Source organism: Micromonospora sp. DT31 (genome assembly GCF_049841795.1).
GTDB lineage: Bacteria > Actinomycetota > Actinomycetes > Mycobacteriales > Micromonosporaceae > Micromonospora.
The window spans coordinates 78653-101566 of sequence record NZ_JBNCKZ010000010.1 but is presented as its reverse complement, the minus strand read 5'-3'; the positions used below and the strand labels follow the sequence as shown (position 1 = coordinate 101566).

General features: G+C 73.1%; 18 protein-coding genes. 4 read left to right on the top strand and 14 right to left on the bottom strand.

Going from position 1 to position 22914, the window contains the following annotated elements; genetic code table 11:
• Positions 1-166: 166 nt before the first annotated feature.
• From ACLQ2X_RS18385 to pcaF, 11 genes are all read right to left on the bottom strand, one after another.
• Complete coding sequence (locus ACLQ2X_RS18385; protein ID WP_425682261.1) at positions 167-886, bottom strand: gamma-glutamyl-gamma-aminobutyrate hydrolase family protein; 720 nt, start codon at positions 884-886, stop codon at positions 167-169.
• 173 nt (positions 887-1059) lie between these two features.
• Entirely contained in the window at positions 1060-1827 is a 768-nt protein-coding gene (locus tag ACLQ2X_RS18380) for a 3-oxoacyl-ACP reductase (protein WP_425682260.1), read from the bottom strand.
• A 5-nt stretch (positions 1828-1832) separates the two neighbouring features.
• Positions 1833-3188 (bottom strand): aldehyde dehydrogenase family protein, encoded by a 1356-nt coding sequence (locus ACLQ2X_RS18375; RefSeq protein WP_425682259.1) that lies wholly within the window; start codon positions 3186-3188, stop codon positions 1833-1835.
• Positions 3189-3238: 50 nt separating this feature from the next.
• Positions 3239-4603, bottom strand: a complete 1365-nt coding sequence (locus tag ACLQ2X_RS18370; protein WP_425682258.1) for a glutamine synthetase family protein — start codon at positions 4601-4603, stop codon at positions 3239-3241.
• Positions 4604-4747: 144 nt separating this feature from the next.
• Positions 4748-5125 carry a nuclear transport factor 2 family protein gene (locus ACLQ2X_RS18365; RefSeq protein ID WP_425682257.1) on the bottom strand — a complete coding sequence of 126 codons (378 nt, stop codon included), beginning with the start codon at positions 5123-5125 and terminating at the stop codon, positions 4748-4750.
• Between the two features lie 31 nt (positions 5126-5156).
• Positions 5157-6731 carry an amino acid permease gene (locus ACLQ2X_RS18360; RefSeq protein WP_425682256.1) on the bottom strand — a complete coding sequence of 525 codons (1575 nt, stop codon included), beginning with the start codon at positions 6729-6731 and terminating at the stop codon, positions 5157-5159.
• Positions 6732-7059: 328 nt separating this feature from the next.
• Positions 7060-7764, bottom strand: coding sequence for a hypothetical protein (locus ACLQ2X_RS18355; protein ID WP_425682255.1), 705 nt, complete (start codon positions 7762-7764; stop codon positions 7060-7062).
• Between the two features lie 44 nt (positions 7765-7808).
• Positions 7809-8312, bottom strand: a complete 504-nt coding sequence (locus tag ACLQ2X_RS18350; RefSeq protein ID WP_425682254.1) for a DUF456 domain-containing protein — start codon at positions 8310-8312, stop codon at positions 7809-7811.
• An 86-nt stretch (positions 8313-8398) separates the two neighbouring features.
• Complete coding sequence (locus ACLQ2X_RS18345) at positions 8399-10549, bottom strand: putative bifunctional diguanylate cyclase/phosphodiesterase (RefSeq protein WP_425682253.1); 2151 nt, start codon at positions 10547-10549, stop codon at positions 8399-8401.
• 4 nt (positions 10550-10553) lie between these two features.
• Positions 10554-11372 carry an SAM-dependent methyltransferase gene (locus ACLQ2X_RS18340; RefSeq protein WP_425682252.1) on the bottom strand — a complete coding sequence of 273 codons (819 nt, stop codon included), beginning with the start codon at positions 11370-11372 and terminating at the stop codon, positions 10554-10556.
• 115 nt (positions 11373-11487) lie between these two features.
• Positions 11488-12693, bottom strand: coding sequence for a 3-oxoadipyl-CoA thiolase (pcaF, locus tag ACLQ2X_RS18335; protein WP_425682251.1), 1206 nt, complete (start codon positions 12691-12693; stop codon positions 11488-11490).
• Positions 12694-12803: 110 nt separating this feature from the next.
• On the opposite strand from pcaF, the gene ACLQ2X_RS18330 reads away from it, so the two are divergent.
• From ACLQ2X_RS18330 to ACLQ2X_RS18315, 4 genes are all read left to right on the top strand, one after another.
• Positions 12804-13769, top strand: coding sequence for a glutathione S-transferase family protein (locus tag ACLQ2X_RS18330; RefSeq protein WP_425682250.1), 966 nt, complete (start codon positions 12804-12806; stop codon positions 13767-13769).
• The gene (locus tag ACLQ2X_RS18325; protein ID WP_425682249.1) at positions 13762-14460 is read left to right on the top strand and encodes a DUF998 domain-containing protein; all 699 of its coding nucleotides are present in this window, start codon (positions 13762-13764) and stop codon (positions 14458-14460) included. Before ACLQ2X_RS18330 ends, ACLQ2X_RS18325 begins: the two co-directional genes overlap by 8 nt.
• Before the next feature lie 136 nt (positions 14461-14596).
• Positions 14597-15877, top strand: coding sequence for a dicarboxylate/amino acid:cation symporter (locus ACLQ2X_RS18320; protein ID WP_425682372.1), 1281 nt, complete (start codon positions 14597-14599; stop codon positions 15875-15877).
• 64 nt (positions 15878-15941) lie between these two features.
• A complete protein-coding gene (locus tag ACLQ2X_RS18315; protein WP_425682248.1) occupies positions 15942-17009 on the top strand; it encodes an NADH:flavin oxidoreductase/NADH oxidase in 1068 nt (355 codons plus the stop codon).
• A 17-nt stretch (positions 17010-17026) separates the two neighbouring features.
• On the opposite strand, the gene ACLQ2X_RS18310 is transcribed toward ACLQ2X_RS18315, so the two are convergent.
• From ACLQ2X_RS18310 to ispG, 3 genes are all read right to left on the bottom strand, one after another.
• Positions 17027-20521 (bottom strand): ATP-binding cassette domain-containing protein, encoded by a 3495-nt coding sequence (locus tag ACLQ2X_RS18310; protein ID WP_425682247.1) that lies wholly within the window; start codon positions 20519-20521, stop codon positions 17027-17029.
• A 170-nt stretch (positions 20522-20691) separates the two neighbouring features.
• A complete protein-coding gene (locus ACLQ2X_RS18305; RefSeq protein ID WP_425682246.1) occupies positions 20692-21531 on the bottom strand; it encodes a GNAT family N-acetyltransferase in 840 nt (279 codons plus the stop codon).
• A 207-nt stretch (positions 21532-21738) separates the two neighbouring features.
• Positions 21739-22911 carry a flavodoxin-dependent (E)-4-hydroxy-3-methylbut-2-enyl-diphosphate synthase gene (ispG, locus tag ACLQ2X_RS18300; RefSeq protein WP_425682245.1) on the bottom strand — a complete coding sequence of 391 codons (1173 nt, stop codon included), beginning with the start codon at positions 22909-22911 and terminating at the stop codon, positions 21739-21741.
• Positions 22912-22914: the final 3 nt, after the last annotated feature.

Sequence of the window (22914 nt, the reverse complement as noted above, 5' to 3'; positions counted from 1 at the left end):
CCGGCGCCATTACGCCGACCGTCCCCGCCTACTACCCGGGCGGAGGAGCAACGTAACGCACCCGCTCACGTCGACGCTGGTTACCTCCACCTCATCCTCGCGTAACCGGCGCGCCAGGGCGACCCGGGCGATCATCCACCGTTCGCCGACGGGCCCCAGGCCGCTGTCACCTGTCGGCACACGTGGCGGTGTGATCCTGACTACATGCCGCCCGCACCAGCGCGGCGACCGGCCGCGGATCGTCGTCGTTCTCCGGATGCCACTGCACCCCGAGCACGAACCGGCGCGCCGGGTCCTCCACCGCCTCCACCACCCCGTCGTCGGCCCAGCCGGTCACCGCCAGGCCGCCGGGGTCGGCCACCGCCTGATGGTGGTAAGAGTTGACCCGCTCCACCCCGGCCATCACCCGTCCGGCCAGACTGCCTGCGGCGAAGCGCACCGGATGCGACCCGTACACGCCCGGCGCCGGCCGGTGCCCGTCGTGCCCGACCACGTCCGGCACGTGCTGGTGCAGCCGCCCGCCGTACGCCACCGCCAGCAACTGCATGCCCCGGCACACACCAAGCACCGGCAGGTCGACCGCGAGCGCGGCGGTCAGCAGGGTCAACTCCCCGGCGTCGCGCTCCGGCCGACTCTCGGTACGCGGATCCGGCGGCTCGCCGTACCGTTCCGGGCCGAGGTCCGCCCCGCCGGCCAGCACCAGCCCGTCCAGCAGCCCCAGCACGTCGGCGTCGACGTCGTCCGGGGGCAGCACCACGGCCCGCCCGCCGGCCGCGGTCACCGACCGGACGTACGCGTGCGGCACCAGGGTCGCCGGCACGTCCCGCCACACCGCCCAGCCGGCCGGCTCGACGTACGCGGTGATGCCGATGACCGGCCTTCTCACGGTGCCACTCCGGTTCGCGACTGCGGGGCTCGCAAAACCGGCTCACTCCTCGCGCTCACAGTGCCACTCCGGTTCGCGACTGCGGGGCTCGCAAAACCGGCTCACTCCTCGCGCTCACAGTGCCACTCCGGTTCGCGACTGCGGGGCTCGCAAAACCGGCTCACTCCTCGCGCTCACAGGGGAGTCACGTAGGCGCCGGTGATGCCGCCGTCCACCACGAACTGCGCGGCCGTCATGAACGAGGCGTCGTCGCTGGCCAGGAACGCCACCGCGGCGGCGATCTCGGTCGGGTCGCCGAACCGGCCCATCGGCACGTGCACCAGCCGGCGGGCCGCCCGCTCCGGGTCCTTGGCGAACAACTCCAGCAGCAGCGGGGTGGCCACCGGCCCGGGGCACAGCGCGTTGACCCGGATGCCCTCGCGGGCGAACTGCACGCCCAACTCCCGGGTCATCGCCAGCACCCCGCCCTTGCTCGCCGTGTACGCGATCTGCGACGTGGCCGCCCCCATCAGCGCCACGAACGAGGCGGTGTTGATGATCGAGCCCTTGCCCTGTCGGCGCATGTGCGGGATGACGTGCTTGCAGCACAGGTAGACGCTCGTGGTGTTGACCCGCAGCACCCGCTCCCAGGCGTCCAGCCCCGTCTCCAGGATCGAGTCGTCGTCCGGCGGCGAGATCCCGGCGTTGTGGAACGACACGTCGACCCGGCCGTGGCGTGCCACCACCCCGTCGAACAGGTCGCGGACCGCCGCCTCGTCGGCCACGTCGGCGGCGACGAACTCCCCGCCGACCTCCCGCGCCGCCCGGTCACCGGCGTCGGCGTCGATGTCGACGCACACCACCCGCGCCCCCTCGGCGGCGAAGCGCCGCACGGTCGCCAGCCCGATGCCACTGCCCGCGCCGGTCACCACGGCGACCCGGTCGGAAAGCCGTCCCTGCACTGCGATCACTCCTCGGTGCCGATGAACACGTTCTTGACGTCGGTGAAGGCGTGCAGCGCGTCCGGACCCAACTCCCGGCCCAGGCCGGAACGTTTCATCCCGCCGAACGGGGTCCAGTACCGCACCGAGGAGTGCGAGTTGACGCTCAGGTTGCCCGCCTCGACCGCCCGGGCCACCCGCACCGCCCGCCCCACGTCCCGGGTCCAGATCGAGCCGGACAGGCCGTACTCGGTGTCGTTGGCCAGCCGGACCGCGTCCGCCTCGTCGTCGAACGGCAACACCGAGACGACCGGGCCGAACACCTCCTCCCGCCAGTGCCGGTCCGCCGGGGAGTCGGCGAGCAGCACCGTCGGGGCGTACCAGAAACCGGGGCCGTCCGGGCGGGAGCCGGTGAAGGCCACGTCCGCGCCGTCGACGTACCCGGCGACCCGGTCGCGGTGCGCGGCGGAGATCAGGGGGCCCATCTCGGCGGTCTCCCGGGCGGGGTCCTCCACCCGCAACGCCCGCACGGCCGGTTCGAGCAGTTCCAGGAAGCGGTCGTACACCCGGCGTTGGACCAGGACGCGGGAGCGGGCGCAGCAGTCCTGGCCGGCGTTGTCGAAGACCGCGTACGGCGCGGTGGCCGCCGCCCGGTCCAGGTCGGCGTCGGCGAAGACGATGTTCGCCGACTTGCCGCCCAGCTCCAGCGTCACCCGTTTCACCTGGGCCGCGCAGCCGGCCATGATCCGGGTGCCGACCTCGGTGGAGCCGGTGAAGCAGACCTTGCGGACCGCCGGGTGGGTGACGAACCGTTCGCCGACCACGTCGCCGCGGCCGGGCAGCACGGTGAACACGCCCTCCGGCAGGCCGGCGTCGCGCGCCAACTCCGCCAGGCGCAGCGCGGTCAGCGGGGTCAGCTCGGCCGGTTTGAGCACCACCGTGTTGCCGGCGGCGAGCGCCGGGGCGAACCCCCAGCCGGCGATCGGCATCGGGAAGTTCCACGGCACGATCACCCCGACCACGCCCAGCGGTTCGTGGAACGTGACGTCCAGGCCGCCGGGCACCGGGATCTGCCGCCCGGTGAGCCGTTCCGGCGCGCCCGCGTAGTAGTCGAGCACGTCCCGGACGTTGCCCGCCTCCCAACGCGCGTTGCCGATGGTGTGCCCGGCGTTGCGCACCTCCAGCTGCGCCAGCTCCTCCAGGTGCGTGTCGACCTCGGCGGCGAACCGGCGCAGCAGCCGCGCCCGGTCCCCCGGCGCCACGTCCCGCCAGGTCCGGAACGCCGCGTCCGCCCGCTCGACGGCGGCGTCCACGTCCGCCGCCGAGCAGCCCGCCACGACGCCGATCCCCCGCCCGTCGACCGGCGAGATCACCTCACCCACGCGCGTCTCCCTTCCCGTCCCCCGCCCCGAGGGTTGCGTCGCGCCGAGCGTCAGAGGCGCTCGAAACCACGGGTCAGCTCCCAGTCCGTCACCGCGGCGTCGAAGGCCGTCAGCTCGACCCGGGCCTGGTTGGCGTAGTGGGCGACCACCTCGTCGCCGAACGCCTCGGGGGCGACACCGGAGCCCTGCCAGAGGTCGAGCGCCTCACGCAGCGTCGTCGGAACCCGCTCGGCCTGCGGGTCGTCGTACGCGCTGCCGGTGCACTCGTCCGCCAACTCCAGCTCGTTCTCGATGCCGTGCACCGCCCCGGCCACCAGCGCGGCGATCGCCAGGTACGGGTTGACGTCCGCCCCCGGCACCCGGTTCTCCACCCGCATCCCCTGCCCGTGCCCGACCAGCCGCAGCGCGCAGGTGCGGTTGTCGGTGCCCCACCGCAACGCGGTCGGCGCGAACGAGCCGGGTTGGTAACGCTTGTAGGAGTTGATGTTCGGCGCGAAGAACAGGCTGAACTCGCGCATGGTGGCCAGCAGCCCGGCCAGCACCCGCTGCCCGGTCACGCTCAGGTGCGCCGGCCCGTCGCCGAGCATCGCCGACGAGCCGGAGGCGTCGCGCAGCGAGAAGTGGATGTGGCAGGAGTTGCCCTCCCGCTCGTTCGGCTTGGCCATGAACGTGATCGCCATGCCCTCCTGGGCGGCGATCTCCTTGGTCCCGTTCTTGTAGATGACGTGGTGGTCGGCGCACCGCACCGCCTCGTCGTAGCGGAAGGCGATCTCGTGTTGGCCGAGGTTGCACTCGCCCTTCGCGCTCTCCGGGGTGAGCCCGGCACCGGCCATCTCGGTGCGGATGCGGCGCAGCAGCGGCTCCACCCGTGCGGTGCCGAGCAGCGAGTAGTCCACGTTGTACTGGTTTGCCGGGGTCAGGTCCCGGTAGCCACGCGACCAGGCCTGCTCGTACGAGTCGCGGTAGAGCACGAACTCCAGCTCCGTGCCCGCGTACGCGGTCAGCCCGTGCGCGGCGAGCCGGTCGAGCTGCCGGCGCAGGATCTGCCGGGGCGAGGCGACCACCGGCCCGGAGCCGTCCAGCCACTCCAGGTCGGCCAGCAGCAGCGCCGACCCGGGCTGCCACGGCGTCCGGCGCAGCGTGTCCAGGTCGGGGCGCATGGCGAAGTCGCCGTAGCCGCGCTCCCAGCTCGACATCGCATAGCCGTCGACGGTGTTCATGTCCACGTCGACGGCGAGCAGGTAGTTGCAGCCCTCACTGCCGTTGTCGACGACCTGGTCGAGGAAGTAGGGCGCGTGGAAACGCTTGCCCTGGAGGCGACCCTGCATGTCGGTGAGGGCGAGCACCACCGTGTCGATCTCACCCTCGTTGACCGCGACGCGCAGCTGTTCCAGCGTGAGCGGCGTTCGTTTCATCGGGGGGCCTCCATCACCAAGGTCTACTGGCAAACCGGACCACCGTCAATGCCCCGTGGAGGCCGGCCGCGAAACCGTGCGGGGCACATGGGTCGTCGGACCGGCGCGCCGGTCGGAGCCGCCCGCTGACCGGACGCCGTGGCGTCACATCGGCTGGACGTAGGCGGACCGCCACGGCGGGGACGGGTCCGCGCCGAGGCTCGTCCAGTATTCACGGCCGTCGACGATCTTCCCGTCACGCACGGTCCAGAACGACGCCACCCGGAACACGCCCATCGTCTCGTGCGGCACCTCCACCTCGGAGACCACCGCCTCCCCGGCCACCACGACCCGCAGCACGCGGATGGACCAGCCGTCCGGATATTCGGCGTTGACCGCCACGTAGTTGTCGCGGCCCACGATCCGCTCGGCGCTCACCGGCCACTCCACCACCACGTCGTCGGCCAGCAACGCGCCCACCCCGGCCCAGTCGCGAGCCTGCACCCGATCCCACAACGCGCGAACCACAATCCCGTTCTCCATGCCGGTGATCATGGCAGGACCCACCGACACGTCAGGACGGCTCGACGGACTCGGACTCGGACTCGGACTGGTCGACCGTGCGGCGCGGGCCGGTGAACCACGTGCGGGCCGAGGCGTACCACCAGATCGCCACGCCGAGCAGCACGCCGCCGACGGCGAGCGGCGCGTAGTTCACCGCCGTCCAACTGAAGTCGGGGTTGCCCGGCACACCCGCCGGGACGATGGGCAGCACGAAGTAGACCGCGATGACGGCGATCTCCACCACCGCGATCCAGCCGAGCAGCCGGTAGCGACGGCCCAGCGTCCACGGCCCCGGGGTGAACCGGTCGCCCATCCGCAGCCGCAGGAAGATCGGGATGATGAAGGACAGGTAGAGCCCGATCACCGCCACCGACACCACCGCGTAGAACGCGACCGGGATGCCGCCGCGCTGGTAGAGCGCCGGCAGGGTGAGCACCAGCCCGGCCAGCGTGGCCCCGATGATCGCGTTGACCGGGGTGCCGTTACGGTCCACCCGGGACCACAGCCGCCAGCCGGGGACCGCCCGGTCGCGGCTGAACGCGTACGCCATCCGCGACATCGAGGTCACACAGCTCATCCCGCAGAAGAACTGCCCGATGGTGGAGATGATGATGACGGCCTTGAAGAAGAACGGCGTCAGCGCGGTCTCGAAGATCGCCCCGGAGAAGCCGCCCGCCTCGTTTATCGCGTCCACGTCGGTGGCCGCGAACAGGAACGCCAGCAGCAGGATCCAGCCGCCGACCGCCGAATAGAAGATCGACCGCCACAGCCCCTGCGCGGCGGCCTTGGACGCGCCCCGGGTCTCCTCCGAGACGTGCGCGCAGGCGTCGAAGCCGGTGATCGTGTACTGCGTGAGCAGGAAACCCAGCGGCAGCACGTAGAACCAGAACGCCAACCCGCCGGTGTCACCGTCACCGAAGCCGGAGTTGTTGAACCGTTCGGTGAAGACGAACCGGAAGCTCTGGTGGTCGTCCGGGACCAGGACCAGGATCAGCACCACGACGGCCGCGCCGGCCACGTGCCACCACACCGAGACGTTCTGGAGTACGTCGATGACGCGGTGGCCGTAGATGTTGATCAGACCGTGCAGGGCGAGGATCACCACGAACAGGCCGAACGTCTGGTGCCCGGTGCCGGCCCAGCCGTCGACGAGCGCGGACAGCGTCAGGTTGAGGAAGGTGGCGCAGCCGTAGTCGACCGAGGCGGTCACCGCGACCAGCCCGATCAGGTTGAGCCAGCCGGTGAACCAGCCGTGCACCGGCCGGCCCATGGTCGCCGCCCACCAGTAGATCCCGCCCGCCGTCGGGTATGCCGACACCAGCTCGGCCAGGCAGAACCCGATGATCAGGATGAACAGCGAGATCAGCGGCCAGCCCCAGGACACCGCCACCGGGCCGCCGTTGTTCCACGCCTGGCCGAACGTGGTGAAGCAGCCGGCCAGGATCGAGATGATGGAGAACGAGATGGCGAAGTTGGAGAAGCCGCTCCACTTGCGACGCAGCTCCTGCTTGTAGCCGAGTTCGGCGAGTCGTCGGGCGTCGTCGTCCATCGGCTGCTCGGCGGTCGGCGCGGGCGTGGTGGCCACTGCACACCTCCTCGAGGAGGACCTCGTACGAGTGCTCGCAGTCTCCTCCCGGCCGATCAAGGTGGTCAATACGTGTCCCGGTAATTGCGTTGTCCCCAGGTCCCGCCGGGGGCATCCTTGAAGCCGTGACCAGGCCCGACCCGACGGGCCGGTGCCGGGCGCTCGGCAACGCCCGGTCCGCGGCGACGCGCGGCGTCCACCTCTCTCTCACTGATGTACGGCTTCGGCCGTACCCTCCGGACGCCCCGCGTCGCCGCACCCCACCCGCGCTCGCCGCACCCCGCCTGAGGCCGCTCTGCCGATCTTTGACGCGGACAGCCCGTGGCAGCTACGGACAATCGACGCCGAGCACGTTCGCTTCACGGCGGTAGGCGGCGAGAACGGCCCTCAGAAACAGTGCGAGGACCTCATCGGCGGGCCGAGGGCTGTCGAGCCCGAGCCGGAACCAGCCGATGTCACAGGCCTCGGCATAGCGGACGCCGGCCTCGGCCTCCAGGATCCCGCCGACCCAGGCGTCGAAGTCGTTCCAGTCCACGCCGTGCGTCCACGTCGACTCCTCGGGCCAGGACAGATGCCACGTCGGGACGAGGCGGCCCTCCGAGCCGAGGTCGGGTGCGCCGTCCGGCGTGAACTCCGCGAGGCCGACCTCCAGGCCGACAGTGCCGTCCGCCAGCAGGGCCTCGCGCAGACGCGCGGGCGGCCGGTCCGCATCAGCAGGCCGGGACCGTTCAGCGCCGGGAAGGACGGGTAGGGACTCGGGTATCGCGGCCAGCGCCTCCGCGACGAGCGGCCGTCGGGCCAGGTCGCGAACGGCATAGCTGAACCGGTCGTCGTCGATGCTGACCGGCGGTGGGCCGGGAACCAGGCATGCCAGCAGCCACGCTCGCCGCAGCGGTTCCTCGTGCGCGCGTTCGCGGTCGGCTGCGGCAAGGCTCCAGGCGAGCGTCTCCCGGACCGCCGCCGCGCGGGCCGTCGGATCGTGCTCGGCGTTCTCCCACGCCGCGAGGATCTCGGGCAACCGCGGGTCGGCCATGGGCCACATGGTAACGACCGTCGAGGCGGGCGGCGCTAGCCGTGTCAGGAGCCGACGAGCAGGCCGCCGACCCAGAGCGCGGCGATCATCAGGCCGGCCGTGAACTCCAGGACCATCGACAGCCCGGCCGCCTTGAGCGCCTGCACGGTGGCCGGCCAGGCCAGGCGGGTGTCGCCCAGCCGCAGCCGTTCCGCGCCGAAGATGCCGCCGACGAAACCGATCGGCAGCCCGACCACCGGGATGACGAAGAAGCCGACCACGCCGAGCAGCCCGCCGGCCAGCAGCGACGTGGCGGGCACCCCGGTCCGTTTCAGGTTCCGCCCCGGCCACAGGTACTTCACCACGGTGCCCGTGACGGCGATCGCGGTGGCGGCGGCGAGCACCGCCCAGCGGACCGGCCCGGCGTCGCCGAACAGCGCCCACACCAGCACGCCGCCCCAGCACAGTGGCAGCGCCGGCAGACCGGGCACCACCACCCCGGCCAGGCCGGCCACGATCGCCAGCGCGGTGACCACGGACACGACCGCCTGCGAATCGGTCAGGTTCACCGTTCTCCTTTCTTGCCCGCCGCACGAGCGGGAGGTGTTAAGCAGGGGCCCCTTCTCTACCGGAGACGTTAATAAGGGGCCCTTCCTTACCCGCCCAGGCGGGTGCGGATGGCGTCGGCGGGCATGGGCGCGCCGAACAGGCGGCCCTGGCCGGTGTCGCAGCGCAACGCGCGCAGCCGCTCGGCCTGCACCTCGGTCTCCACCGCCTCGGCCGTCACCGACAGCCCCAGCGCGTGCGCCAACCGGACCAGCGCGTCCACGATTTGCTCGTCCCGGTGGTCGGCGACCTCGTCCCCGCCGTCGCCCCGGATCCCCTCCACGAACGGGCCGGCCAGCTTCACACAGTGGATCGGCAGCCGACGCAGGTACGCCAGGTTCGAGTAGCCGGTGCCGAAGTCGTCGATGGCCAGCCGCGGCCCCAGCTCGGCGAGTTGGTGCAGCGTACGCAGCGGCTCCCCGGCGCTGCCCATCACCGCGCTCTCGGTCAGCTCCAACTGCAGCAGCTCGGCGGGCAGGCCGGTGTGCTGCAACGCCTCGGCCACCGTCTCCACGATCGCCGGGTCGTCGGCCTGCCGCGCGGCCAGGTTGACGCTGACCACAGGCGTCGTGTCCGGGTACGCCCGCCGCCACGACTCGCCGTCCCGGCACGCCTGGCGCAACACCCAGGCGCCGAGCCGGACGATCAGCCCGGTCTCCTCGGCCAGCCCGATGAACCGGTCCGGCCCGAGCAGACCCAGCTCCGGGTGCTGCCAGCGCACCAACGCCTCCACCGCCACCATCGTGCCGTCCACAAGCGACACGATCGGCTGGTAGTGCAGCACGAACTCGCCCCGGTCCAGCGCGGCGGGCAGGTTGGCGGCCAGCGCGGACCGGGCGATGTCGGCGGCGCTGCGTTCCGGGTCGTACACCGCCCAGCGGCCACGCCCCTCGGCCTTGGCCCAGTAGAGCGTGGTGTCGGCGGCCTTCATCAGGTCGGCCACGCTGGTCTCCGCCGCCGGGCACTCCACGACGCCGATGCTCGCCGACACGGCGAGTTGCTGGTCACCGACGTGCACCGGCGCGGAGACGGCGGCAAGCGCCAGCTCCGCCACCTCCACCGCGTCGTCGATGCCGCCGTCGGAGTCGACCAGGATGACGAACTCGTCGCCGCCCATCCGGGCCACCAGGTGACCCCGCCCGGCCACGCAGTCGCTCAGCCGGCGGGCGATCACCTGGAGCAGCCGGTCGCCCAGGTCGTGGCCGAGGCTGTCGTTCACCGACTTGAAGCCGTCCAGGTCGATGAAGCAGAGCCCGAGACGCTGCTCCGGGCCGGCGACGGCGAAGACCTCGCCGAGCGTCTCGAAGAACAGCGTCCGGTTGGGCAGGTCGGTCAGCGGGTCGTGCAGCGCCTGGAAGCGCAGTCGCTGCTGCAACTCGTAGCGTTGGGTGATGTCCTCGACCATGGCGACGGTGAACCGGGGCCGACCGTCGTCGTGCCGGATCAGCGAGACGGCCAGGTCGGTCCGGACCGTGCTGCCGTCCCTGCGGTAGTAGCGCTTCTCCACCCGCGCGCTGTCCCGCTTGCCCTCGATCAGCTCCTGGTACAGCTCCCACATGCCGGCCGCGTCGTCCGCGTGGAACAACGCGGTCACGTTCAACCGCCGCATCTCGGCCACCGAATAGCCGAGCATGTCCGCGAAGGACTGGTTGACCTCCATGATCTGCCCGTCCACCCCGGCGATGCCGATGCCGATCACCGCACTACTGAAGACCGCCCGGAAGCGCGCCTCGCTGTCGCGCAGCGCCTGCTCGACGGTGTCGCGGGCCTGCCAGGCGGACCTGGCGATCCGCTCCTGCTGGCTGAACACCCGGTCGCGCAGGGCCCGGGTGAACCCGCCGGCGAACGCGCCCTGGAGCGCGGCGACCCGCTCGCGCAACTCGGGTGACTCCGCCCGGCCCGGCAGCACCCACGGCAGGAACCGGTCGCCGAGCGCCTGGACCGACCAGTCCAGCACACCCGGCTCGGTGAGGTGCGCCGCCACCAGGGCGCGCCCCACCACCTCCGCCGGCCGGGCGGAGAAGGTGGGGGCCAGCAGGGCCCGACCGAGGCGCTCGACGTACGGCATCAGCAGGCGTTCGGTCTCGGTCGCGCTCATCGGCACGAAACCGAGGCGGCGTACCGCCCGGGCCCACTCGGCGGCGTACGTGGCGGCGCCGGGCCGGCTCACGTCTCCCCCGTCGGCCTCCGGGGCGCGCATGGGCTCAGCCGGCTGCGCGGTCGTGCCGGGCGACGCCGCCGAAGGCACCGAACCGTTCCGGGTGTTCGTCCACGTCCGACGGGGAGTCGGGCCGCCACAGCGGCATGTGCACCACGCCCGGTTCGAGGATCGTCCAGTCGCCGAAGAATCCGGTGATCTCGGCCCGGGAACGCAGCGTGATCTCGGTGGCGGTACGCGCCGACAACCGCTGTGCGTCAAGCATCTCCTGCGGCTGGTCCTCGAACGTGGAGTGGGAGATGACCAGGAAGCTTCCGGGCGCGGCGGCGGCCCGCAGGGTGGCCAGGATGTCCGCCGGCCGGTCGGTGTCCGGCACGAAGTGCACCACGCCGGCGAGCAGGATGCCCAACGGCCGGTCGAAGTCGATCAGGCCGCTGGACCGGGCGTGCTCCAGGATCAGCTTCGGCTCGCGCAGGTCGGCCAGGACCGCGGTGGCCCGGTCGTTGCCGGCGAGCAGCTCGTGGCTGTGCGCCACGGCGACCGGGTCGATGTCGACGTACACGATGCGGGCCTGCGGGTCGGCGGCCTGGGCGACCTCGTGCACGTTGCCGACGGTGGGGATGCCGGAGCCGATGTCGAGGAACTGGTCGATGCCGGCGTCGAGCAGCACCCGGACGGCCCGGCGCAGGAACTCCCGCCCGGAACGCATGGTGGCCGCCAGGTTGGGCGTCATGGCGGCGATCTGCTCGGCGAGCTGCCGGTCGATCTCGAAGTTGTGCGCGCCGCCGAGGAAGTAGTCGTAGACCCGGGCGGCGCTCGGCCGGCTCAGGTCGATCTCGGTGGGCAGGCCGTCCGGCGTCTGCATCGCTCGGTCCCCCCAGGTCGTCGCCCGCCGTGTGGCGGGATCATGTGGTCCAGCCCACTCTATGCGGGGACGGCCGGGTACGGGAGATCCACCGGAGGCGATGCCAGCCCAGGTGTCAGGCAGCCGACTCCAGCAGCAGCGAGATGCCCTGCCCGACGCCGATGCACATGGTGGCGAGCGCCCGCCGGCCGCCCCGGCGGCGCAACTCCAGCGCGGCGGTCAACGCCAGTCGGGCGCCGCTGGCGCCGAGCGGATGGCCGAGCGCGATCGCGCCGCCGTTCGGGTTGACGTGCTCGGCGTCCTCCGGCAGGCCCAGCTCCCGCAGCACCGCCACGGACTGCGCGGCGAACGCCTCGTTCAGCTCGATCACGTCGACGTCGGCCAGCGCCACCGCCTGGCGGTCCAGCAGCTTCCGGGTGGCCGGCACCGGCCCGATACCCATGATCCGTGGCGGCACCCCGGCCGACGCCGCGCCGCGTACCCGGGCCAGCGGGGTGAGGCCGTAACGGTCGACGGCGGCCGCGGAGGCCACCAGCAGCGCCACCGCGCCGTCGTTGACGCCGGAGGAGTTGCCGGCGGTCACCGTGCCGCCGTCGCGGAACGGGGTGGGCAGCGCGGCCAGCTTCTCCAGCGACGTCTCCCGGGGGTGCTCGTCGGCCTCCACGAGCTTCGTCTCGCGCCGGCCCGCCGGCGCGGTCACCGGCACGATCTCCTCGGCCAGCCGGCCGTCGGCCTGTGCCTTGGCGGCCCGCTGCTGCGACCGGTACGCGAAGGCGTCCTGCGCGGCCCGGTCCACCCCGAACTCGGCGGCCACGTTCTCCGCCGTCTCCGGCATCGAGTCGACGCCCCACCCGTTCTTCATCAGCGGGTTGACCAGCCGCCACCCGATGGTGGTGTCGTGCACCTCGGCGGTGCGGGCGAACGGCGTGGCCGCCTTCGGCATGACGAACGGCGCGCGGCTCATGCTCTCCACCCCGCCGGCCACCATGAGGTCGGCCTCCCCGGCGACGATGGCGCGGGCGGCACCGGCGAGCGCGTCCAGGCCGGAGCCGCAGAGCCGGTTGACGGTGCTGCCGGGCACCTCCTGCGGCAGGCCGGCGAGCAGCGCGGCCATCCGCGCCACGTTGCGGTTGTCCTCGCCGGCCTGGTTGGCGCAGCCGAGGATCACGTCGTCGGTGCGGGCCCAGTCGACCGACGGGTGGCGCGTGACGAGTTCCCGGACGACGTGCGCGGCCAGGTCGTCGGGGCGCACCCCGGCGAGGGCGCCGGCGTACCGGCCGATCGGGGTGCGGACTCCGGCAACGAGGTAGGCCACGGTCATCGCGCGCACGTCCTTCGGGGGTGGAAGGGGTCGGTCGGCGGGTCACCCACCGGATCGGCGGGGGCACCCGGCGCCAGGATATCCGCGCACCGACCGGATAGGTTTGCCGCATGTCCGGGGCCCAGTTCAGCGCAGAAACCAGCGGGGGCGGCGCGTTCGTCCGCCAGCCCAACCGGTTCACCGGTCGGGTCACCGCCGACTCCACCGCCCCGGCCGGCGCCGGACCGGACGAGCAGGGCCGCTGGCCGCTGGAGGCGGGCCGCTACCGGCTGGTCTGGTGCCGGGCCTGCCCGTGGGCGCACCGGGCGCGGATCGTGCGCGGCCTGCTCGGCCTCGACGAGGTGATCTCGTTAGGCACCGTCGACCCGATCCGCGACGAGCGGGGCTGGCGGTTCGCGCTCGACCCGGACGGCGTGGACCCGGTGCTGGGCATCGGCTTCCTCTCCGAGGCGTACCTGGCCACCGACGACGACTACACCGGGCGGATGACCGTGCCGGCGCTCGTCGACACGGTCACCGGCCGGGTGGTCACCAACGACTACCCGCAGCTCACCCTCGACCTGTCCACGCAGTGGCGGCGGTTCCACGCACCGGACGCGCCGGACCTCTACCCGGTGCGGCTGCGCCCCGAGATGGACGCGTTGATGGCGGAGATCCACCGGGACGTGAACAACGGCGTCTACCGGTGCGGCTTCGCCACCTCCCAGGTCGCCTACGACGAGGCGTACCGGGCGCTGTTCGCCCGGCTGGACGCGCTCGGCGAGCGACTGGCCGGTCGGCGCTACCTGATGGGCGACTCGATCACCGAGGCGGACGTGCGGCTGTTCACCACGCTGGTCCGCTTCGACGTCGCCTACCACGGGCACTTCAAGTGCAACGAGCGCAAGCTGACCGAGATGCCGGTGCTGTGGGCGTACGCGCGGGACCTGTTCCAGACGCCCGGCTTCGGCGAGACGGTGGACTTCGACCACATCAAACGGCACTACTACGCCACCCACGACATGATCAACCCGTCCCGGATCGTGCCGCTCGGCCCCGACGAGTCCGGCTGGACCACCCCGCACGGGCGTGGCTGAGCGCGAGCCCCGCCGGATCGCCGCCGCGGCCGCCGCCGTCTGCCTGAGCGCCGGTGTGACCGCGGTGACCGTCGCCGTGGTCGCCGGTCCCGGTCCCGGCCTGACCGGGTACGTCAGCGAGGCCGGCATCACGGACAGCGGGTACGCCGGGGCGTACCGGATGGGAATCTTCGCGTTGGCGGCGGCGCTGCTGCTGCTCGCCGGGGCGCTGCCACCGGGGCTGCGCGCGGCCTCCCGGCTGCTCGCCGCCGGTTGCGCCGCCACCGTGCTCTCCGGGGCGGTGACGTGCAGCGCCGGCTGCCCGCTGCCGCCGTTCGAGGCCACCACGGTGGCCGACCTGGTGCACGGCGGGGCCAGCATCGCGGCGACCGGCGCGGTGGTCCTCGCCATGGTGGTGGTGCTGTTATCCCCGGCGGCGGACGGGGCGCTGCGGCGCGTCGCGGCGGGCGGGGCGACGCTGGCGCTGCCGTTGTCCGGCGCGGTCGCGTTCGCCCTGCTGCTGGTGGGCCGGGGCACCCTGCTCGGGGTGCTGGAGCGGCTGCTGCTGGCGGTGGCCGTCGGGTGGGGGTTGGCGACCGCGGTGTGCCTGGCGGTGGGGCGGGGCGCTCGCCGACCATCGGGGTGTAAGGAGCTTCACCGGCGGCGGTCCTTCCGTCGGGCAGGGCGCGAGAGTATCGTCGACCGACGATGACCAATGTCTGGTGCCTCACCGAACGCCTGTACGTCGATCTGCGACGGCAGGCCAGCGGCGTCTGTCCGGCATAGCTCCACCGCCCGCGCCCGCCTTCCCTCCCCAGACGCTTGGACCCGTCACCATGACCTCAGCCCTGCGCAGAGTCCCCTTCTCCGTCCAGATCCTGCTCGGCCTCGTCCTCGGCGTGGCGTTGGGTTTCCTCGCCCGCGCCAACGACCTGGCCTGGCTGACCAGCACCCTCGACACCGTCGGGGGTCTCTTCGTCCAACTGCTCAAGCTGGCCGTGCCGCCGCTGGTCTTCACCGCCATCGTGGTCAGCGTGGTCAGCCTGCGCGGCGTCGCCAACGCGGCCCGGCTGGCCGTCAAGACGCTGCTCTGGTTCGGCCTCACCGCCCTGATCGCGGTCACCATCGGCATCGGCCTCGGCCTGCTCACCGACCCCGGCCGAGGGGTCGACCTGAACCCGGCCGGGGCCACCGCGCCGAAGAACACCGGATCCTGGATCGACTTCCTCACCGGCATCGTGCCGACCAACCCGGTGGGCGCCTTCGTCGAGGGCAACGTCCTGCAGATCGTCTTCCTCGCCCTGGTGGTGGGTGCCGCCGCGTTGCTGGTCGGCGAGGCCGCCGAACCGTTCGTCGAGTTGAACCGCTCGCTGCTGTCGATCGTGCAGAAGGCGCTCTGGTGGGTCATCCGGCTCGCCCCGATCGGCACACTCGGCCTGATCGGCAACGCCGTCGCCTCCTACGGCTGGGACCTGCTGGCCCCGCTGGCCAAGTTCACCACCGCCGTGTACGTCGGCTGCGCGCTGGTGCTGTTCGTGGTCTACCCGACGCTGCTGGCCGTGGCCGGCAAGCTCAACCCGCTGCGCTTCTTCGCCGGCGCCTGGCCCGCCATCGAGCTGGCGTTCGTGTCCCGCTCCTCGGTGGGCACCATGCCGGTGACCCAGCGCTCGGTGGAGCGCCTCGGCGTCCCCCGCGAGTACGCCTCCTTCGCCGTCCCGTTCGGCGCCACCACCAAGATGGACGGCTGCGCCGCCGTCTACCCGGCACTGGCCGCGATCTTCGTGGCGCAGGTGTTCGGCGTGCACCTCGGCGTCACCGACTACCTGCTCATCGCGTTCGTCTCGGTGGTCGGCTCGGCCGCCACCGCCGGCCTCACCGGCGCGATCGTGATGCTGACGCTGACCCTGAGCACGCTCGGCCTGCCGCTTGCCGGCGCCGGCCTGCTGCTGGCCATCGACCCGATCCTGGACATGATCCGCACCGCGACCAACGTGGCCGGGCAGGCCGTGGTCCCGACAATCGTGGCCGCCCGGGAGGGCACCCTCGACCGGGCCGCGTACGACTCGGCCGGCAAGCGCGACCTGATCGACCCGGTCGAGACCGAGCGGCTCGACCCCGTACCCGCCTGATACACGCCCTTCGGGTGCGTCTCCCACCGGAGGCGCACCCGAAGTCATGACCGGAGGACCCCGAATGAGCGCCCTGTTCACCCCGCTCTCCCTGCGCGGCGTCACCCTGCCCAACCGGATCGCGCTGGCACCCATGTGCCAGTACAGCGCCGGACCCGACGGCCTGCCCACGGACTGGCACCGGGTACACCTGGGCGCCCGTGCCGTCGGCGGGGTGGGGCTGGTGCTCACCGAGGCGACCGCCGTGGTGCCCGAGGGCCGGATCAGCCCGCAGGACACCGGGCTCTGGTCCGACGCGCACGTGGACGCGTGGCGACCGATCACCGCGTTCGTCGCCGGCCAGGGCGCGGTGCCGGCCGTGCAGCTCGCCCACGCCGGGTTCAAGGCCTCCACCTACCGGCCGTGGGCGCCCCACCGCGGCGGCGTGCCGGACGCGGAGGGCGGCTGGACCCCGGTCGGCCCGGGTGACCAGCCGTTCGTCCCCGACTACCGCACCCCGACGGCACTGGACTCCACGGGCATCGCGGCGGTGGTGGACGCCTTCGCCACAGGTGCGGCCCGGGCACTGGACGCCGGCTTCGCCGCCGTGGAGATCCACGCCGCGCACGGCTACCTGCTGCACGAGTTCCTGTCTCCGCTGACCAACAGGCGCACCGACGCCTACGGCGGCGACCGGGCCGCCCGGATGCGGCTCACCCTGGAGGTGGCCCGCGCGGTCCGCGCCGCGGTCGGCGAGACCGTGCCGGTGCTGACCCGGATCTCCGCCACCGACTGGGCCGACGGCGGCTGGACCGTCGAGGACAGCGTGGTGCTCGCCGGGGAACTGGCCGCCGCCGGGGTGGACCTGGTCGACGCCTCCTCCGGCGGCGCGGCCGTCCGGGCGTCCATCCCGGTCGGCCCCGGCTACCAGGTGCCGCTGGCCGCCCGGATCCGCCGCGACGCCGGGGTGCCCACCGGCGCGGTCGGCCTGATCGTGGAACCCGAGCAGGCCGAGCAGATCGTGGCCGGCGGCGAGGCGGACCTGGTGCTGCTGGGCCGGGAACTGCTGCGCGACCCGTACTGGCCGCGCCGCGCCGCCGCCAAGCTCGGCGCCGACCCCTCCTGGCCCCACCAGTACGCCCGCGCGTCCTGACCGGAGGGCGGGCGGCGTCAGCCGGCCAGGTGGTTCCAGCGGGGCTCCAGATCGGCCCAGGTGCCCTGGTCGGCGACCGTACCGTCGATCAGCACCACCACCTTGTCGGCGCGCACCAGCGCGGCCCGCTTCGCGGTCGAGCCGACCACGGTGACCCCGTGCTCGCGCAACGCCGCCCACAACGCCAGCTCGGTGCTGACGTCCAGCGCCGAGGACACGTCGTCGGCGACAAGCAGCTCGGTACGCGGGGCGAGCGCCCGGGCCAGCGCCAGCCGCTGGAGCTGGCCGCCGGACAGTCGGGTGCCCTTGTGCCCGATCACCAGCCCGAGCCCGCCACCGGCGGCCGACAGGTCGTGATCGAGCTGGGCGGTGGAGACCGCACCGACGGCGTCGACCTGGTGGCCGAGCGCGATGTTCTCGGCCACCGTGCCGGAGAGCACCCGGGGCAGCTGCCCCACGTACCCGACCTGGTTGGGGCGCAGGAACAGCTCCGGTTCGGTGACCGGCTCACCGTTCCAGCGCAGCGCGCCGACGTGGTGCACGATGCCGGCGAGCGCACGCAGCAGCGACGACTTGCCGGACCCCACCGGCCCGACCACAAGCACCAGTTGGCCGCGTTCGACCACCAGGTCGACGTCGCGTGCGGCAAGCGTGCCGTCGGAGTGCAGCGCGCCGAACCCGGCCAGTTCGAGGCGGCGCAGCGGGCGGCGGGGCGGCGGCTCGGGCGCGGGCGCGGTGCCGGCGGCCAGATCCAGCCCGGGCACCGACGCGGAGTAGGCGGCCACCCCCGCCATCGCCACGGTCCGCCGGGTCCACACCCGGGCCGACGGGTACTGCGACACCAGTGACGCGGTGGTCCAGGCGAACCAGCGGGCCGCGCCCAGGGTGGACACGGCAACCAGGGTGGCGCCGGCGGACAGCCCGCCGGACAGGTAGAGCGCCCACGCCCCGATCGGCAACAGGCCACTGGCGACCGACGGGGTGGACCGGGCCCACACCTGCATGGCGATCTCCCGCCGCTGCCGTTCGCTGCGCACCTCGTCGAGACGGGCGAGGTGGCGCAGCACCGGGCGGGTGGCGCCGGCCAGCTTGACCGTGCGGGCGGCGGACAACGACGAGACGAGCGCGGTGGCGAACGCGGCGCGAGCCCTGACGGTGCCCGCCGCGGTGCGTTCCAGCCGCGGCCCGAACAGGGTGGCGGCCAGGCCGGAGACCACCATCGTGCCGACGAAGAACAGCCCCGGTACGACGCTGCCGGTGACGAGCGTCATGGTGAGCACGATCGCCAGCGAGATGAGGTGGTCCATCAGGTTGTCGGCGAGGTGCACCACCCGGTCGGTGTCGCCGCCCTGGGCCACCACCTCGGCCGGGGTGTGCGTGCTGACCCGGCGCGCGCCGGTCTGCCCGTGCACCAACCGGGCGCTGATCCGCAGCATCTGCCGGATCCACCACTGCGGGAACCACAGGTTGGTCAGATAGGGCAGGGGCAGCACCAGCAGCAGCGCGACCGAGATGCCCAGCGCCGGCAGCCACGGGTCGCCGCCGGAGACCAGGCCGGCCCAGAGCCAGGGCAGCACCGCGCCGTCCAGCCCGAGCAGCGCCAGCACGATGAACAGCGCGATCGAGACCAGGCCGTACCGCGGGTCGTTGAGGCCCAGCCGCAGGATCTCCCGCATGGTCCGTACCGGTGGGGTCGCGGGCGCCGGTGGCGGGTCGTGGCGCGGCACGGCGACCGGACGCGACGCGACGGCCGGATCGGGATCCACGGCGGCCGGCTCGTCGGCCCAGCCGGGCGCGTCGAGCAGTTCCACCCCGCCGCGACGGGCACCGGACCCGGCGTACGCCCCCGCGTGGCTGGTGGCGAGCAGCTCGGCGAAGCGGGCCGACTCGCGCAGCGGGCCGGCCTCCAGCACCGCGCCGTCGGCCATGACCACGACCTCGTCGCAGCGGCGCACCGAGGAGAGCCGGTGCGCGATGACGATGCCGATCCGGTCGGTGAGCAGGCGTTCGGTGGCCTGGCGTACCCGGTTCTCGGTGACCGGGTCGAGTCGGGCGGTGGCCTCGTCGAGGATCACCACCCGGGGGTCACGGACCAGGATGCGGGCGAACGCGACGAGCTGCTCCTGCCCGGCGGAGAGCACGTGCCCGCCCTCGCCGAGCCGGGTGTGCACCCCGTCGGGCAGCTCGGCGATCCAACCGGCCAGGCCCAGCTCGGTGAGCGCCCGTTCGGCGGCGTCGACCAGCGCCGGGTCGAACAGCGCCACGTTCTCGGCGAGCGTGCCGGCGAGGATCTCGGTGCGTTGGGGCACCACGGCGACCCACCGGCGCAGCTCCTCGACGTCCAGGTCGACCAGGTCCACCTCGCCGAGGAACACCGTGCCGCGTGGCACGTCCACCGCCCGGGTGAGCACCTTGGTCAACGTGGACTTTCCCGAGCCGGTGCGCCCGACAAGCGCGTACGAGCGACCGCGGTGGAAGTCCAGGCACACGTCGCGCAGCGCCGGGCCGCGGCCCTCGCCGGCGGCCGGGTAGCGGTAGGTGAGCCCGCGCACGGCGAGGTCACCGTCGCTGGGGGCGACGCCGCCCTCGGGTTCCTGCGCGGCGTCGGCCAGCAACTGCACCCGCCCCCACGCGCCGAACGCCTGTTGCAGGTGCGGCACCCACCGCGCGATGTGTTCGACGGTGGCGCCGAACGCGATGACGAGCAGCCAGATCGCGGTGAGCCGGGCGGCGTCCACCCGCCCGGTGGTCAGCGCCCACGCGCCGGCCAGCACGACACCGACGATGCCGACCCGCACCCCGCCGGTGGCGACCGCGGTGACCCGCGCGGAGAGGCGGAACACCCGGCCGCCGGTGGCGATCACCTGGGCGGCGCGGCGGGCGTAGAGGCGCAGCACGTACGGTCGGGCGAGGCTCGTGCGGACGTCGTCCTGTCCGTGCACCGCCTCCTCCATCACGGCCGCGAGGTCGGACCACGCCTCCTCCTCCACCATCCGGGCCGGGGCGATGCGGGCGGTGGGGCGGCGCAGCGCCGCCGTGAGCAGGGCGGTCAGCACCACCATCGCGAGCCCGGCCGGCCACCACACGATCAAGGCGCTGACCGTGGCGAGCACGCAGACGGCCAGGCCCTGCGCCACCCGTACGCCTGTGTTCCGCATCTCGGCGGCGACCTGGTAGACGTCGTTGTCGATCCGGTCGAGCAGCTCACCCACAGGCGTGGTCTCCAGGGTGGGCAGGTCCTGCCCGAGCGCGACCCGGCAGAGCCGGCGGCGCACGTCGGCGGACCAGTCGGCGGTGAGCCGGGCCATCAGCAGACCGATGAGCAGGTCGGTGACGACGGCCGCGACGAGCGCCGCGGCCAGCGCGACGAACAGGCTGGACGAGCGGTGCACGAGCACCGGTCCGGCCAGCGCCGAGGCGGCGGCCTGACCGCCCGCCCCGAGCACGATCAGCAGCAGCACCGTCGCCATCCGCCGGGGTGCCGTCGTCCAGAGGTCACGGAGCAGGCGCATGGAAGTCCTCCGGACTCGGATCGGTGGGGGCGGTACCTCCACCCTTGCCGCCGCGGGCGACGGGCTCAAACGAATTACCGCGCCGGCGGGGTCGGCCGGGGCTCAGGTCCGGGCCCCCGGGCGGACGACGCCGGACCGGCGGTACGTCAGGCAGGTGGGCGCGAGGATGCTCAGAACAGCACGGTGGCCAGCGTGCCGACCGCGCGGAAGCCGCAGCGTTCGTAGACCCGGCGGGCGGGCTGGTTGAAGTCGTTGACGTAGAGGCTGACGGTGGGGGCGACCCGGGCAAGCGCGTCGCGGACCACCGCGGCCATGGCGGCGGTCGCGATCCCCCGGCCCCGCCACTCCGGCGCCACCCACACGCCCTGCACCTGCGCGGTACGCCGGGTCACCACCGCCAACTCCGCCTTGAACACCACCCGGCCGTCGACGAAGCGGGCGTAGGCCCGGCCGGCGCGGACCAGGTCGGTCACCCGCCTGCGGTAACCACGCCCACCGTCCTCGGCCAGCGGCGACGCGCCGACCTCCTCGGTGTACATCGCCACCGCCGCCGGGAAGAGCATGTCGACCTCACCGGCGCGGACCCGCCGCACGTGCGGGTCGGGTACCACCGGCGGCTCGGCGTCCGTGGCCAGCAACGGCTGGTTCGGGCGAACGTCGCGAGCCGGCCCCCAGTGCGCGCCGAGGTGCTCCCAGAGCCCCAGCACCGCGTCGGCCCGGCCGACGATCGAGGAGCAGAGCCGGTCCTCGCCGCTCAACTGCTCGGCGAACGCGGTCACCGCGTGCCCGGAGGCGAGCACCGGGGTCAGATTGCCGCCCAGCCAGCAGATCGACTCCAGGTTGCGGCGGGTGCCGTAGCCGAGGATCCGCGCCTCGGCCCGCCACCACGCCAGTCCCCGCGCGGCCACCCGCTCGGCGACCTGCGCACCGGCGTACGGGTCGAGGTCGAGCAACCGCTCGACCGCGCGGCGCTCCGACTCTCCCAGTTGGCGTACGGGCATGGTGAGCACGGGTACCAGCCTGCCAGATCCCCCCGGGCACGCGCGGGCCGACCGGGGAGCACGGCCCCGCCGGGAGACACCCCCTCGGCACCGCCGCGGCGCATCGTCGTGCCGCCGTCGACAGCACAACCGGGTGGCCGGGAAGGCACGCCCCCCGCAGACGAACGTGCGGCCGTCCCCGGGGTGGGGACGGCCGCACGTGCGACACGGGATCGGTCAGTGCACGGTGACCGTGGCGCCCGGCACCAGGTCGCGCAGCTCCTCGGGAATCTCGGCGCCCATCTCGTCGGCGATCCGCAGCGCCTCCTCGATCAGCGTCTCCACGATCTGCGCCTCCGGCACGGTCTTGACGACCTTGCCCTTGACGAAGATCTGGCCCTTGCCGTTGCCGGAGGCGACGCCCAGGTCGGCCTCGCGGGCCTCGCCGGGGCCGTTCACCACGCAGCCCATGACCGCCACTCGCAGCGGCACCGGCAGCCCTTCCAGGCCGGCGGTGACCTCCTCGGCGAGCTTGTAGACGTCGACCTGGGCCCGGCCGCAGGACGGGCAGGAGACGATCTCCAGACCGCGCTCGCGCAGCCCGAGTGACTCCAGGATCTGGTTGCCGACCTTGATCTCCTCCACCGGCGGGGCCGACAGGGACACCCGGATCGTGTCGCCGATCCCCTCGGCCAGCAGCGCGCCGAAGGCGACCGCCGACTTGATCGTGCCCTGGAACGCCGGCCCGGCCTCGGTGACACCCAGGTGCAGTGGGTAGTCGCACTGCTCCGCGAGCTGCCGGTAGGCGCGGACCATCACCACCGGGTCGTTGTGCTTGACCGAGATCTTGATGTCCCGGAAGCCGTGCTCCTCGAACAGCGAGCACTCCCACAACGCCGACTCGACGAGCGCCTCGGCGGTGGCCCTGCCGTATTTGGCCAGGAGCCGCTTGTCCAGCGAACCTGCGTTCACGCCGATCCGGATCGGCACGCCCGCGTCGCCGGCGGCCCGGGCGATCTCCTTGACCTTGTCGTCGAACTGCCGGATGTTGCCCGGGTTCACCCGCACCGCCGCGCAGCCGGCGTCGATCGCCGCGAAGACGTACTTCGGCTGGAAGTGGATGTCGGCGATCACCGGGATCTGCGACTTGCGGGCGATCGCGGGGAGCGCCTCCACGTCGTCCTGCGACGGCACCGCGACCCGGACGATCTGACAGCCGGACGCGGTCAGCTCGGCGATCTGCTGGAGCGTGGCGTTGACGTCGGCGGTGAGGGTGGTGGTCATGGACTGCACCGAGACCGGTGCGCCGCCGCCGACCGGCACCGACCCGACCATGATCTGGCGGCTGGCCCGGCGCGGGGCCAGCGGCGGCGGCGGTACGGGGGGCATACCGAGACTGACAGCGGTCACTTC